Here is a 14,463-nt window from a genome sequence, read left to right as displayed (position 1 = left end):
AACTGCTCGTCGAACCCGCCGCATGCTTTAAGAGCGCTGGTTCTGGCCAGCATGGGCGGCGGGTCCACCGTTGCGGTCAAGGCCATCGTCGGCGGCGGCCTGTTCGCGGGTCTGATGCTGACCATGGGGCCGAAACTGCTGGCGCCGCTGGCCCGCATGGCCGAGCGCGAGGGCAAGCTCAGCCCGGCGCTGCTGGGCGCCGTGCTGGTGCTGTTCATGCTGTGCGCCTGGGCCATGGATGCAGCGGGGCTGCATTCAGTATTCGGCGGCTTCATCCTGGGCGCCGCCATGCCGCGCGGCGTTCTGACCCGCGAGCTGAAGCGTCAGCTTGAGCCGTTCGCTCTGGTCGTTCTGGTGCCGATGTTCTTCACCTTCTCGGGCCTGAACACTCAACTGACCATGGTGTCCAGCCTGTCGCTGCTGGGCGTGGCTCTGGTCATTTTGGTCGGCTCCATTCTGTCCAAGGCCGTGGCCTGCTGGGCGGCGGCGCGGGTGACCGGTCACGACAATCCCACCGCCATGGGCATAGGCGTGCTGATGAACGCGCGCGGCATGATGGAGCTGATCATCCTCAACATCGGATTGCAGAAGGGCATCATCGGTCCGGCCCTGTTCTCGATGCTGGTGCTGATGGCCATTGTGACCACCCTGATGACCTCGCCGGTGTTCGAATGGGTCTATGGCCGCAAGGCGAGGGAGCGTGGCGAACTGGGCGCGCTGGAGGACGACAGCGAACCCGAAACCATCGGACGCACGCCCGCCGCCGCCAATTGACCCCACGCCCGACGCGGTTGCCAAGGCCCCGAGTCAGCGTGTAGGGGACCGCTTCCTGTTGGGGAGTAGCTTCCGACGCCAAGTCGGGATCGGGTCAACACACTCGCGCTTCGGCGCGTGGCGCGATCAGCGGAACCACCGCCTAGCGAGACCAGCGCGTTCCACCGCCGCACCGGCCGGAGTGGAGTGCGTTGCTCTGCGTCCGGTGGAAGTTGCTTATGACCCCAGGAGCCATCGCGATCCTCTCCCTCAGCATGTCGACGGACGCTTTCGCCGCCGCCATCGGTCGCGGCGCGTCGCATCGCCCCAACTGGATCGACGCCGTCAAAACGGGTCTCGTCTTCGGTGTCATTGAGGGCATCACCCCTCTGATCGGGTGGGCGCTGGGCATCGCAGCGGCGGGATTTGTCGAGCAGATCGACCACTGGATCGCCTTCGGCCTGCTGGGCGCGGTCGGCGGCAAGATGATCTGGGAGGCGTGCAAGCCGCGCGATGCGGAAGAGGACGCAGCACCTCGTCGCACCGGACGTTGGGCTCTGATCGCCACCGCCATCGGCACCAGCATCGACGCCGCCGCTGTCGGCGTGGGCTTGGCCTTCCTGGGCGCGAACATCTGGGTGATCGCCGCCTCGATCGGCTTCACCACCTTCGTCTTGACCACCATCGGCCTGCTGATCGGCAAGGCTGTGGGCGCCAAATTCGGCAAGGCCGCCGAGTTCGTCGGCGGCCTTGCTCTGATCGGTCTGGGTACGATGATCCTGCTGGAACACCTGGGTATTCTGGCAGGCTGACCTTGGCGGTCGTCAATCGTTCGGTAGATAGTCGAGGGCGTCAACGAGCACATAACCGGGCGTTTCCCTGACGCACTGCTGTAGCAGGGGCAGGTGGCCTGCACCGAACATGACCAGAACGCGGTCACCAGGTTGGGCCGTTTGCAACAGGTGAGCACAGATGCCGAGGTTGCGCTTGTACCAGGCGAGTACTGTCTCCAGGCCGGGTTGTTGATCGCCTGCGCCAAGCATCAGAAGCTCGCGATACAGGCCATGAGAAGCTAGGGCCGAAGCACTGTCGTTGAGCAGACGAAATGTCGCTGCGACACCCTTGTCGCGAAGCGTCGCTTCCTGTGCCGCCACGTTTGCGTCGCTGACGACACCGATATGATCGATGATGTCTTGACGATCATGCGTTTGAGCAAAGGCTAGGGTGTCGTCGAATGGCAGGCTCATTGGCGTGTCCAGCCCGTAGACAACCGGCAATCCATTCGCCTTGGCGATGCGGAAACCGATTTGCACGATCTCGTCGCGCGTAGGGGGTAATGTGCCTGCCTTGTAGCGCTCATAATCCGCGTCGGCGGCGCCGGGCTTCCATTCCACGCCGACCTTGGTTGGTCGAAAGCGTGACAGGGCCTCGGTCACGTGCGCTATCTCCGCCTGTCGTGCGAGCGTTAGCATGTCGTCCACCTGCGCATTCCGGTAGTCGAGGCCCGGATTATCGAAGTGGAATGTGCCCAGCACCATGACCTGAATGGGTTCAGGCGTAGCCTCTTGGGCGACAGCGGGAAGCGCCGTCAGGAAAGCGGCGCAAATGGCCGCTAAAAGAGTAGTTCTCATCCGGCGATCCTTGTTCCTACCAACCTTCCCCGTGCCTAGGCGCGGGGAAGGGGCAAGTCGAGGCGCGCAGGCGTTACAAATCGCTCATCAATTTGAAGGCAGCAGGCCCTCAGCGAAGGGCCGGTAACGACCGGCCCGCACGCCATCTGTCGCGCGGGCGATGTCGGGCGCGAAATAGTGGTCGGACGTGTAGGGGGCGGCGGCTTCGCGGACGATGGCGAAGACCTGTTCCAGCGCAGGCGAACTGGCCAGCGGGCGGTGGAACTCGATCCCCTGTGCGGCGGCCAGCAGTTCGATGCCGACCACGGTCGCCGTGTTCTCGGCCATGTCCAGCAGGCGACGCGCGCCGTGGGTGGCCATCGACACGTGGTCTTCCTGATTGGCGCTGGTCGGCACAGTGTCGATGCTGCACGGATGGGCGACCATGCGGTTCTCGGCGATCAGGGCCGCCGCCGTCACCTGTGCGATCATGAAGCCGGAGTTCAGGCCGCTCTCCTTGACCAGGAAAGCAGGCAGTTCGCTCATCTTCGGATCGACCAGTATGGAGGTGCGGCGCTCGGAGATATTGCCGATCTCGCACAGGGCCATGGCGATCTGATCTGCTGCAAAAGCAACGGGTTCTGCGTGGAAGTTTCCTCCTGAGATCACGTCGCCGTCTTCGATGAAGACCAGCGGATTGTCGGTCACCGCATTGGCCTCGCGCTCCAGCGTGGCGGCGGCGTTGTTCAGCACGTCAAGGATCGCGCCCATGACCTGAGGCTGGCAGCGCAGCGAATAGGGGTCCTGCACCTTGGTGCAGTCGTCACGGTGGCTGTCGCGAATGGCTGAGCCGCTGATCAACTCACGCAGGCGGGCGGCGACGGCGATCTGACCGGGCTGTCCACGCAGGGCGTGGATGCGATGATCGAACGGGGCGTCGGACCCCTTCAGCGCATCAACCGACAAGGCGCCGGCCGCGACGCCTGCGGCGAACACGGCCTCGGCAGCGAACAGGCCGGCCAGAGCCAGAGCCGTCGAACACTGGGTGCCGTTCAGCAGGGCCAGACCTTCTTTCGGGCCCAGCGTCAGCGGCGTCAGGCCAATGCGCGACAGGGCGGTTTCGGCATCCAGCGTCTCGCCGTTCAGCCGCGCTTCGCCCACGCCGATCAGGACGCAGGACATATGGGCCAGCGGCGCCAGATCGCCGGACGCCCCGACCGATCCCTTGGATGGGATGCACGGCAGGATGTCGGCGTTGACCAATGAAACAAGCGTTTCCAGTGTCTTGTGTCGAATACCTGATGCACCACGCGACAGGGACGCGATCTTCAGCACCATCAGCAGCCGCGTCACCGCATCCGGCAGCAGGGCGCCGACGCCGCAGGCGTGGCTGAGCACCAGATTGCGTTGCAGGGTCTCCAGATCTTCGGGCGCGATGGAGGTGTTGGCCAGCAGGCCGAACCCCGTGTTCACGCCATAGACGGTGCGCCCTTCGGCCACGATGGCGGCGACAACCGCCGCGCCCTTGTCCACATTGGCCCAGGCGGTGGGCGTCAGTTCGACCTTCACGGGGCCGTCGAGAACGGCGCGCAGTTGGGCCAGAGTAAGAGGCGCGGCGCCGATGGTGATGGGGGTCATGGTTTCAGTTCCAAGTTCACGAACCCTCTCCCAGCGGGAGAGGGCTTGAGCGCACGAGAGCGAAGCGATCGTTCCTCGCGCGAAAGGGTGAGGGGCCGAATTGGGCGGATGTCGGGCATCGAACCCTCACCCGAGCGCGCCAGAACGACGGCTGCGCCGCCGTGCGCGATCTCCCTCTCCCGCCGGGAGAGGGTCATTTCAGCGACGGAAGGTTCAGGCCGTGCTCACGCGCTGCGTCCTTGGCGATGTCATATCCGGCGTCGGCATGGCGCATGACGCCGGTGGCCGGGTCGTTCCACAGAACGCGCTCCAGACGTTTGGCGGCTTCCGGCGTGCCGTCGGCGACGATGACGACGCCTGAGTGCTGCGAGTAGCCCATGCCGACCCCGCCGCCGTGGTGCAGCGACACCCAGCTGGCGCCCGAGGCTGTGTTCAGCAGGGCGTTCAGCAGCGGCCAGTCGGACACGGCGTCCGATCCATCCATCATTGACTCGGTTTCGCGGTTCGGGCTGGCGACCGAGCCTGAGTCCAGATGGTCGCGGCCGATGACGATGGGGGCCGACAGTTCGCCCGACGCCACCATCTCGTTGAACATCAGGCCCGCGCGATGGCGATCGCCCAGACCGATCCAGCAGATGCGGGCGGGCAGGCCCTGGAAGGCGATCCGCTCGCCCGCCATGTCCAGCCAGCGGTGCAGGCCCGCGTTGTCGGGGAACAGTTTCTTCATCGCCGCATCCGTCTTGCGGATGTCTTCGGGATCGCCCGACAGCGCCGCCCAGCGGAACGGCCCGATCCCACGACAGAACAGCGGGCGGATATAGGCGGGGACAAAGCCGGGGAAGTCGAAGGCGTTCTCGACGCCTTCGTCAAAGGCGACCTGACGGATGTTGTTGCCATAGTCGGTCGTCGGGATGCCCATGGCCTGGAAGGCCAGCATCGCCTTGACGTGTTCGACGATGGATGTCTTGGCGGCGGCGGTGACGGCGGCCGGGTCGGACACGCGCTTGTCTTCCCACTCCGCGACGGTCCAGCCAGACGGCAGATAGCCGTTGATCAGGTCGTGGGCGCTGGTCTGGTCGGTGACCAGATCGGGTCGAACGCCGCGCTTGACCAGTTCAGGCAGAACATCGGCTGCGTTTCCTAACAGACCGACAGATATAGCTTTTCCGGTCGCCTTTGCGTCTTCGATCAGGGCCAGGGCTTCGTCCAATGTCTCGGCCATGACGTCGAGGTAGCGGGTGCGCAGGCGCATCTCGATTCGGCTGCGTTGGCATTCGACCGCCAGGCAGGATGCGCCTGCCATGGTCGCGGCCAGCGTCTGTGCGCCGCCCATGCCGCCCAGGCCTGCCGTCAGGATCCACTTGCCCGACCAGTCGCCGTCATAATGCTGGCGGCCCGCCTCCATGAAGGTCTCATAGGTGCCTTGGACGATGCCCTGGGTGCCGATGTAGATCCACGATCCGGCGGTCATCTGGCCGTACATGGCCAGACCCTTCTTATCGAGTTCGTTGAAATGCTCCCACGTCGCCCATTTCGGCACCAGGTTGGAGTTGGCGATCAGCACGCGCGGCGCGTCGGCATGGGTGCGGAATACGCCGACCGGCTTGCCCGACTGGACCAGCAGGGTCTGGTCGGCCTCCAGCGCGCGCAGTTCCTCGACGATGTGGTCGAACGCCTGCCAGTTCCGCGCCGCCTTGCCGATGCCGCCATAGACCACGAGGTCTTCCGGGCGTTCGGCCACCTCGGGATCGAGGTTGTTCATCAGCATGCGCAGCGCGGCCTCGGCCGCCCAGGTCTTGGCGGTCATTTCCGGCCCACGCGGGCTGCGGATGACGCGGGTGTTGGGCGTGGCGGTCATCAATCCTCCATGCGACGGTCGTCCGTCGTCGTGCGTTGTGGAGGTAGTCTAATGTCTAGACATTATTGCGTGCAAGGGGCAGGGTTCGAACATGGATATTGAGCCCCTGCATCGGCGGATCGCCAGCGACATCGAGCGTCGCATCGCCTCTGGCGAATGGCGTCCGGGCTTTCGCATTCCGACTGAGGCTGAGTTGTTGGCCGAATACGGTTGTGCGCGAATGACGGTGTCGCGGGCCATGACCGATCTGTCGGCGCGCGGGCTGGTGGTGCGGCGCAGGCGCGCTGGAACCGTGGTGGCGCATCCGCCGGTGCATTCGTCGGCCCTGGTCGCCATCCCCGACATTCAGTCCGAGATCGAGGGCAGGGGGCTGGCCTATTCGCACCGGCTGCTGCTGCGCATCGTGCGCCCGACGCGAGCCGACGAAGACGGAATGGGCGCACGGGTGATCGAACTGGAGACGCTGCATCTGGCCGACGCCATGCCGTTCACGCTGGAGCGGCGCCTGATTTCTCTGACCACGGCGCCGGAGGCTGAGCAGGCAGACTTCACCGCTGCCCCTCCGGGCGGCTGGCTGTTGGCGCACATGCCCTGGACTGAGGCCGAGCACCGTATCTCCGCCGTGGGCGCAGACGGCGAGACGGCGACGCGTCTGGGCCTGACGGACGGCACGCCCTGCCTGCGGCTGGAGCGCCGGACGTGGCGTGACGGTCAGGCGGTCACCTGGGCGTGGCAGACCTTCCCCGGCGCGGCCTATGATCTGGTTGCGCGCTTTTCTCCGACCAAAGCCCCGACGAAAGAATGAGCATGAACGAGCCGTCTGAGGCCCTTGGCTGGCGTTCCGTCGCCGATCTGGTGGGCCATCATCCCGACGCCCCCGTCGCCGTGATCGGTGCGCCGTTGAACGAGCGCTCGCTGACGCCGGGACGCTGCGATCTGGGTCCAAAGGCGTTCCGGTCCGTGCTGCCGCGTCTGTCGACCTATGATGTCGAGACCGGTCTGGAACTGGCGGTTCAGGTGCATGACGCAGGCGATGTGGCGCTGAAGGCCGTTTCGCCCGCCGACGCTTTTGAGCCTGTGCGCGATGCGGTGAAGGCCCAAGCGCATCGGGCGCTGACTATCCTCATCGGCGGCAACAACGCCATCACAAGGCCGGGCGCCCACGCTCTGGGATTAGACCGTGTCGGCGTCCTGACGCTGGACGCCCATTTCGACCTGCGCGACACGGATCAGGGCCTGACCAACGGCAACCCCATTCAGGCCCTGCTGGACGACGGTCTGGACGGCGCCCGCATCAGCCAGATCGGTCTGGCCCCCTTCGCCAACACCCGCCGCGCCCATGAAAAAGCCAAGGCGGCGGGCATCAGCGTCCGCATGGCGCGCGAATGCCGCGAACGCGGTCTGGCGGTCGTGGTCGCCGAGGAACTGGAGCGTCTGTCGGCCCTGTGCGAGGTCATCTATGTCGATTTCGACATCGATGTGATCGACCGCAGCCAATGGCCCGCCAGCCCCGGCGCACGACCGGGCGGGGTGTCGGTGCATGACTTCTTCGACGCTGCGCGCGTGATCGGCGCCCATCCCAAGGTGCGGGCCGTGGACCTGACCGAATATGATCCGTCGCTTGAGATCGGCGACCTCAGCGCCCTGACCGTCGGGCGCTGGTTCTGTGAAATCCTGAGCGGAGTCTCCAGCCGATGATCCAGGCCGACCGTCTGCTGATCGACTGCCATGTCGCGACCATGACCGAGGGCGGCGCGCCCTATGGAGCGATTGAGGATGCGGCCATCCTGATCAAGGACCGGCGCATTGTCTGGGTAGGCGCGCGGGCCGATCTGCCTGTGCATAAGGCTGTGGAGACCGACCGTCTGGAGGGGCGTTGGGTCACGCCGGGCCTGGTCGACTGTCACACCCATCTGGTCTTCGGCGGCGACCGTTCGGGCGAGTTCGAACAACGTCTGGGTGGAGCCACCTATGAGGAGATCGCGCGGTCTGGCGGCGGCATCGTCTCATCGGTCAAGGCGACGCGCGAAGCGTCCGAAGATGAGCTTTTCGCTTCGGCCATGGCCCGTCTGGAAGGACTTAAAGCGACGGGTGTCACCACCATCGAGATCAAGTCCGGCTATGGGCTGGATCACGACAGTGAACTGAAGATGCTGCGTGTCGCGCGGCGTATCGGGCGTGAGGGCGGGGTCCGCGTCCGCACCAGTTATCTGGGCCTGCACGCCATTCCGCCTGAGCATCGGTCGGACCGCGCCTCCTATGTGGACAAGGCTGTGGACGACATACTGCCCGCCGCCCATGCCGAGGGTCTGGTCGATGCGGTGGACGCCTATTGCGAGCCCATCGCCTTCACACAGGGCGAGGTGTCGCGCCTGTTTGAAAAGGCGCAGTCGCTGAACCTGCCGGTCAAGCTGCACGCCGATCAGTTGTCGGACGGCGGCGGCGCGGCTCTGGCCGCCCGATACCACGCCCTGTCCGCCGACCACATCGAACATTCAACCGAGGCGGGCGTCATCGCCATGGCCGAGGCTGGCGTGGTCGCGGTCCTGCTGCCCGGCGCCTTCCTGATGTTGCGTGAGACCAAGCTTCCGCCGGTCGATCTGCTGAGAAAGCACGGCGTTCGCATGGCCATTGCCTCGGACTGCAATCCCGGCACCTCGCCGGTGGCGTCGATGACGGTTGTGCTGAACCTGGCCTGCGTCCAGTTCCGCCTGACGCCCGAAGAAGCACTGGCCGGAGCCACGCGTGAAGCGGCGAGGGCGCTGGGTATTCTGGGCGAGGTTGGAACCATCGAGATCGGCAAGGCGGCGGATCTGGCTGTCTGGGATGCGACACGACCCGCCGAACTGGCCTACTGGCTGGGCAAGCCGATGTTGCACCGAACATATTTAAACTATCTGTAGTTGTAGCCGTCCGTAACTCTCGTTAAAGGCGTATTTCTCGTGGGGGGAGAATGCGCTGATGGATGTCGAGACCTTCATCGCCAAGTGGAAAAACATCCCGGGATCCAAGCGATCCTGCGCGCATTCGTTCCTGATCCAGTTTTGTCATCTGCTGGGCGTTCCGGCCCCAAACGATGTGAACGTGAACGATCCGGACTACTCTTTCGAGAAGACCGTCAGGTTCGTTCACCAGGATGGAACAGCCCACTGGGGCTTCATCGACTGCTATCGGCGCGGCTGTTTCGCGCTGGAGATGAAGCAGTCGCGAAAGCGCTTGGCCGCGCGTTCGTCTCTCAAGCAGATGGATCAAGGTTGGTCGGATTCCGACGAACGGCGCTTGGATAATGCAAGGACGCAGGCTGAGAACTACGCCCGCGCGCTCGACGAATGGCCGCCCTTTCTGATTTCAGTCGATGTTGGGCGAACAATCGAGCTTTGGTCCGACTTCGATCGGCTGGGGAAGGGGTACGCCCCCTTTCCAGATAGGGAGACCCACCGGATCGGATTGGATGACTTGCGCGATCCGGAAATTCGAAAACGGCTGGCCGCCGTCTGGATGGATCCCATGTCGCTGGACCCATCAAGAAAGGTCGTGGCGGCGACGACGGAAATCGCCGGGCTTTTGGGGCAGTTCGTGCGCTCCATAGGTGAGCGTGCGCCACGCGGTCCGGATGGCAAGCTTGATCCTGTCACCCGGGCGAGCCGAGACAAGGAGATTGCGATCTTTGTCATGCAGTGCGTGTTTGCGATGTTCGCCGACAGTGTCGGTCTGCTCCCGGATCGCAGCTTTTCCGCCCTGCTGAAACGCTATCGCGATGATCGCGCGGCGGCGCGTCTTCATCTGACCCTGTTAAGGCTTTTCGCCGAGATGGATCGCGGCGGATACAGCACTGTGCTGGATCATCCGATACGGCGGTTCAACGGCAGTCTGTATGTCGCCAAGGCCGCCATGCCTGTGACGGCGCATGAGCTGGATCTGTTGTGCACTGCGGCCAACTGTGACTGGTCTGCGGTTGAGCCCGCCATCTTCGGCGCCTTGATGGAACAGGCCCTGGCGCCGGACGAGCGCAAGGAATTCGGTGTCCACTACACGCCCAAACCTTTGGTCGAAACTGTCGTCGAGGCGACCGTGATCGAGGTCTTGAGGAAGGATTGGGAGGCGGTAAGGGCCACGGCCGATAGTTTTGAACGGGCAGACAAAAAGGCCAAGGCCAGGGAGCTCATAGAGGCCTTCCATGCCGCACTCTGCACAGTGAAGGTGCTCGACCCCGCCTGCGGCTCTGGCAATTTCCTCTATGTCGCCATGGACCGAATGAAGGTGCTGGAAGGTGAGGTGATCGAGCGGTTGGTCAGTTTGGGCGTAACAAACTACTGGATGGAGGCAGACTATTCCGCCGTCGGGCCTGCCCAGTTCCTAGGCATCGAGCGGAGCCAGCAGGCGGTGTGGATCGTCAAGATGGTCATGTGGATCGGCCATCTGCAGTGGAGCTATCGGATGTGGGGGCGCGCCCAGTCCAGCGATCCGATCCTCAAAGAATACAATAACATCGAGCATCGAGACGCGATCCTGGACTGCCGTGAACTGCGTGGCGCGCCGGGAAGCGTGGACGGGGTGGAATATATAGAACCCTTCAGCCCGGCATGGCCCGAAGCTCATTTTGTCGTCGGGAATCCGCCTTTCATTGGCGGGAAGAACAAGCGGCTGATCCTGCGCCCAGCCTATGCGGAGGCCGTTTGGGCGTCGCGTGGCGGTCGGTTTCGTTCCGCCGACCTGGGTATGGTCTGGTGGGACCGGGCGGCCGAAATCCTCGCTGCCGACGCTGGCAAGCCCGGTCCATTTGATGAGGTGTTGAAGTCAGGCGCTCGACCCAAAAAACCACGTGGACGGAACAGGGCGACACGGCGTCCCATTGCTCTGCAAAGGTTCGGGTTTGTCACGACAAACTCGATCACCCAGACGTTTTCGCGACGGGTGATCGAAGAGCGGCTTTCCGGCGCCTCGCCAATCCATCTGACCTTCGCCGTGCCGGATCACCCATGGCATGTGGCGGAGGGACACGCCTCGGTGCGGGTGGCGATTACGGTGGCCGAGGCGGGTGCGCCGGATGGGCGAGGGCGTTTGCTCAATCTGGTCGATGACGGTCAGACAGGAACCGTCGGCTCTGACCTGACCTTTGCGGAAACGATTGGCGACATTGACGCCGATCTGTCGATTGGTCGTGGGTTGGACCGCACATCGCCTCTGAAGGCCAATGCTGGTCTTGCCTATCGCGGCGTTCAGTTGATGGGGGACGGGTTTCTGGTGGACGAAGCCGTGGCGAAAACACTTGCGGCCCTGTCTCGAGAGGATGCGCCGTCGCCCGTCAGGGCCTATCGAAATGGAAAGGATCTGACCGACCATTCTCGAAACCTGATGGTCATCGACCTGTTCGGTTACAGCGAAGAAGATGCATTGCGGCGTCATCCCGGATTCATGCAGCATCTCAGGCAGGCCGTGAAACCGGGACGGGATCAGAATAACCGCGCCGCCTATCGCGAAACCTGGTGGGTTCTGGGCGAGCCGAGGCGTGAACTAAGAACTGCGCTGGAAGGTCTGCCGCGTTTCATCGTCACGGTGGAGACGTCGAAGCATCGATGGTTCCGATTTATGGATGCTTCGATTCTGCCGGATAACCGCTTGGTCTGCATCGCCTCCGACGATCCGTTCGTCTTGGGGGTCTTGTCGTCACGCGTCCATCGCGCCTGGGCTCTGGCGGCGGGCGGTCTGCTGGAAGATCGCCCCATCTACGCCAAGGGGGTCTGTTTCGACCGTTTCCCGTTTCCATCCGCCAGCAGTCTGAAACGGTATGAGATCGCCAGCACAGCCGAACAGATCGAAGACCTCCGCGCTCATGTGCTGACCTGCAGTCCGACCTTGACCATGACGGCGCTGTATAATGTGCTGGAAAAGGTGGCGGCGGGCGTGGTGCTGGATGACGCCGACGAAGCGGTGCGTCTGACCGGGTGCGTCGACACTCTGTTGAGCCAGCGCGTGCGGCTCGACCAGTTGGTGGCGGAGGCCTACGGATGGCCGTCCGATCTGCCTGATGCTGTCTTGGTCGAACATCTCGCGGCGCTCAATCTGGCGCGCGCCGCTGAGGAGGATGGGGGGCGTGTCGCGTTTCTGCGCCCCGCCTATCAACAACCCCGACAGAAGCCGCCCAAAACCAGAAGGCCGATGGTGCAAGAGGCGCCGGTTGGCCAGCGCTGTCCATTCCCCGACGATGATCTGGCGATCATTGTCGGCGTTTTGGAGGTTCTCAGATCGGCGGGAAAACCGATGGATGCGAACGAGGTCGCGTCATGCTTCCAGCTTCCGCCACGGCCCACCAAGGCAAAAAATCGCCTGAAGAAGACGCTTCATATGCTGGCCGCCGCGGAAAGCATTCACGCCACAGAAGCAGGCTGGTTCGCGCCCCGAAGGACGCCGCGCTGACGGATCAGACCTCGGCGACGCCCATGGCCTTCATCAGGGCGTCGCGGACGGCGGCCTCGGTGAAGGGTTTCTGGATGGTGGTGGTGCCGCGCCATTCGTCGGGCAGGCCGCCTTCGCCGTATCCGGTGGAGAAGACGAACGGCACGCCGCGTTCCTTCAGGGCTGCGGCGACGGGGAAGACCTGACGGCCGGCGACATTCACGTCCAGCAGGGCGGCGTCCAGATCAATCGTGTCGCGGGCCATCGCCTCGCCATCGTCGATGTTGGATGCCGGGCCGACAGGGGTGCAGCCCATGTCTTCAAGGATGGTTTCCAGCAGCATGGCGACGAGGGATTCGTCCTCCACCACCAGCACGCGTCGGCCATTCAGTGCTTGGGTCATTCGACGCCTGTGTTGTCGCGTGGAACAGTCCGTCCCACGATCAATACTGCAGGGGGTAAACCAGAACGGCGTAATCCGCCAGACGAGGGCGAAAGTTTCGGGCGATCAAGCGGCTGCGGTGCGGGGCGTCAACGCCGTCGAAAGCCTGTCCTGCCGGGTCGGAACGGCGACGGGATGCAAGATTTACGAACTGTGCTCCTGCTGAGCTTGGCCTGCGGGCAGGATTTGCTAATCAGCGCGGATGACAATCGCCGGCATCTTCGCCACCCTCTCCCTCATGATGGCGCCCACAGCCGACCAGCCCGTAGTTCAGATCCAGCAAGGCGCCCTGATGGGGCGCGCGGATGCTGAGGTGGCCAGTTTCAAGAACATCCCCTACGCGGCGTCCCCGGCCGGGGCGCGTCGCTGGCGGCCGCCCGGTCCTGCGCCCAGGTGGCGGGGTGAGCGTGACGCTTCGACATATGGGCCGTTGTGCATCCAGCCGACGCCCAATGGCGATCCCGGCGTCGGTCCCTTGCCGATGAGCGAGGACTGCCTGAACCTCAACGTCTGGCGGCCTGTGACGGCGACGGAGCCTGCGCCTGTCATGGTGTGGATCCACGGCGGCGCCCTGAACAATGGATCAGGCACGGCTGCGCTGTACGACGGTTCGCATCTGGCCCGCGACGGCGTGGTCGTGGTGACGCTGAACTATCGCCTGGGGCGTCTGGGCTTCTTTGATCATCCGCTGTTGGCGGCGGGGCGCCCGGCGAACGAGGCCGCTGGCAACTATGGCCTGATGGACGTCATCGCCGCCCTGAAGTGGGTGCGGGGCAATATCGCGGCCTTCGGCGGCGACCCGGCCAATGTGACCATCTTTGGCGAGTCGGCGGGTGGGGCCATTGTCACCCGCCTGATGATTTCGCCGCCCGCGCGGGGTCTGTTCGACAAGGCCGTGATCCAGTCGGGACTGGGCCGCGAGTTCCAGACCCCGTTGAACGCCAAGGATGTGCGCGGCCTGCCGTCAGCGCGCGAGCGTGGCGAGGCCTGGGCGCTGGGCGCCGGTCTTCGCACCGCCGCCGAGCTGCGCGCCGCCCCGGCCCAGGTCTTCCTGACCCCGTCGCCGGTGTTCGCCAACGGCGACCTGACTTTGATCGACGGCAAGATCGTGCCCTCGACCATCGAGGCGGCTTTCAAGGCGGGGCGTCAGGCGCCTGTGCCCATGATGATCGGCTCAAACAGCGCCGAGTTCTGGTGGATGCGGCCAACCGACCGGAACGGCTATGGCATGATCGACGACGACACGACCTGGCTGGAGCGGGCGTCGCTGGTCGGCGCCTACGGGGGGCAGGACGGGTTCGACAAGGGCTTCATCACGGACGCCGTCTTCTCCGAACCTGCGCGTATGCTGGCGCGGCTGCATTCAACGGCGGGCAGGGAGGCGTATCTGTATCGTTTCGACGTCACCTCGCCGGACAATCCAGAGCCGCACGGCGGGGCGTCGCACGCGATTGAGCGACCCTATGTGTTCGGAACCCTGTCGAAGCTGCCCTATCCCGTCACAGAGGTGGATCGGAACGCGTCAGAGGCGATGATGGCCTATTGGACGGCTTTTGCGCGCTCGGGCGATCCGAACGGCGTCGGGCGGCCCGAATGGCCCCGCGCGCGCGGCGGCGACACCCGTCTGATGATGTTCAGTAATGAAGGCCCAGAGGCCATGCCCGTGCCGGACACGGCCAAACTGGACCTGATCGAGCGGTTCCGAGAGCGTCCGCGCACGCCGCCGCCCGTGGTGACGATCGCGCGCTGAGCGATCAGCCTGCCGA

The 14,463-nt window shown here is 64.4% G+C and carries 11 protein-coding genes and 1 riboswitch; of the genes, 7 read left to right on the top strand and 4 right to left on the bottom strand.

Features of this window, described 5'->3' with window-relative positions; genetic code table 11:
• A partial coding sequence (locus QZ281_RS08240; RefSeq protein ID WP_292227025.1) for a cation:proton antiporter occupies window positions 1–774 on the top strand: 774 nt, incomplete at its 5' end.
• Window positions 775–825: 51 nt separating this feature from the next.
• A riboswitch (yybP-ykoY riboswitch) is annotated at window positions 826–988 on the top strand.
• Between the two features lie 4 nt (window positions 989–992).
• Complete coding sequence (locus QZ281_RS08235; protein ID WP_292227023.1) at window positions 993–1,565, top strand: manganese efflux pump MntP family protein; 573 nt, start codon at window positions 993–995, stop codon at window positions 1,563–1,565.
• Window positions 1,566–1,577: 12 nt separating this feature from the next.
• Here QZ281_RS08235 and QZ281_RS08230 read toward each other — a convergent pair whose 3' ends face one another.
• The 3 genes from QZ281_RS08230 to hutU form a co-directional block, all read right to left on the bottom strand.
• Complete coding sequence (locus QZ281_RS08230) at window positions 1,578–2,384, bottom strand: DUF5694 domain-containing protein (RefSeq protein WP_292227020.1); 807 nt, start codon at window positions 2,382–2,384, stop codon at window positions 1,578–1,580.
• An 87-nt stretch (window positions 2,385–2,471) separates the two neighbouring features.
• A complete protein-coding gene (gene hutH, locus QZ281_RS08225) occupies window positions 2,472–4,001 on the bottom strand; it encodes a histidine ammonia-lyase (protein WP_292227018.1) in 1,530 nt (509 codons plus the stop codon).
• A gap of 193 nt (window positions 4,002–4,194) precedes the next feature.
• Entirely contained in the window at window positions 4,195–5,859 is a 1,665-nt protein-coding gene (gene hutU / locus QZ281_RS08220; protein WP_292227016.1) for a urocanate hydratase, read from the bottom strand.
• Window positions 5,860–5,950: 91 nt separating this feature from the next.
• On the opposite strand from hutU, the gene QZ281_RS08215 reads away from it, so the two are divergent.
• The 4 genes from QZ281_RS08215 to QZ281_RS08200 are packed head-to-tail and all read left to right on the top strand — an operon-like array spanning window position 5,951 to window position 12,276.
• Window positions 5,951–6,664, top strand: a complete 714-nt coding sequence (locus tag QZ281_RS08215) for a UTRA domain-containing protein (RefSeq protein WP_292227014.1) — start codon at window positions 5,951–5,953, stop codon at window positions 6,662–6,664.
• A gap of 2 nt (window positions 6,665–6,666) precedes the next feature.
• Window positions 6,667–7,557: an agmatinase family protein gene (locus tag QZ281_RS08210; protein WP_292227012.1), complete on the top strand. Its 891-nt coding sequence runs from the start codon at window positions 6,667–6,669 to the stop codon at window positions 7,555–7,557.
• Window positions 7,557–8,762 carry an imidazolonepropionase gene (gene hutI / locus QZ281_RS08205; protein ID WP_292227027.1) on the top strand — a complete coding sequence of 402 codons (1,206 nt, stop codon included), beginning with the start codon at window positions 7,557–7,559 and terminating at the stop codon, window positions 8,760–8,762. The genes QZ281_RS08210 and hutI overlap by 1 nt, the downstream gene beginning before the upstream one ends.
• Window positions 8,763–8,820: 58 nt before the next feature.
• Window positions 8,821–12,276 carry a DNA methyltransferase gene (locus QZ281_RS08200; RefSeq protein WP_363297625.1) on the top strand — a complete coding sequence of 1,152 codons (3,456 nt, stop codon included), beginning with the start codon at window positions 8,821–8,823 and terminating at the stop codon, window positions 12,274–12,276.
• A gap of 4 nt (window positions 12,277–12,280) precedes the next feature.
• Here the strand turns inward: QZ281_RS08200 and QZ281_RS08195 are convergent, their stop codons facing one another.
• The gene (locus QZ281_RS08195; RefSeq protein WP_292227008.1) at window positions 12,281–12,658 is read right to left on the bottom strand and encodes a response regulator; all 378 of its coding nucleotides are present in this window, start codon (window positions 12,656–12,658) and stop codon (window positions 12,281–12,283) included.
• 241 nt (window positions 12,659–12,899) lie between these two features.
• Here QZ281_RS08195 and QZ281_RS08190 point away from each other — a divergent pair, with 241 nt between their 5' ends.
• The gene (locus QZ281_RS08190; protein ID WP_292227005.1) at window positions 12,900–14,447 is read left to right on the top strand and encodes a carboxylesterase family protein; all 1,548 of its coding nucleotides are present in this window, start codon (window positions 12,900–12,902) and stop codon (window positions 14,445–14,447) included.
• Window positions 14,448–14,463 lie beyond the last annotated feature (16 nt).

Origin of the sequence: Brevundimonas sp. (genome assembly GCF_018608325.1) — a bacterium.
Taxonomy (GTDB): Bacteria; Pseudomonadota; Alphaproteobacteria; order Caulobacterales; family Caulobacteraceae; genus Brevundimonas.
Note: the sequence above shows the minus strand (reverse complement) of the source record. Positions and strands in the feature narration are given on the sequence as shown.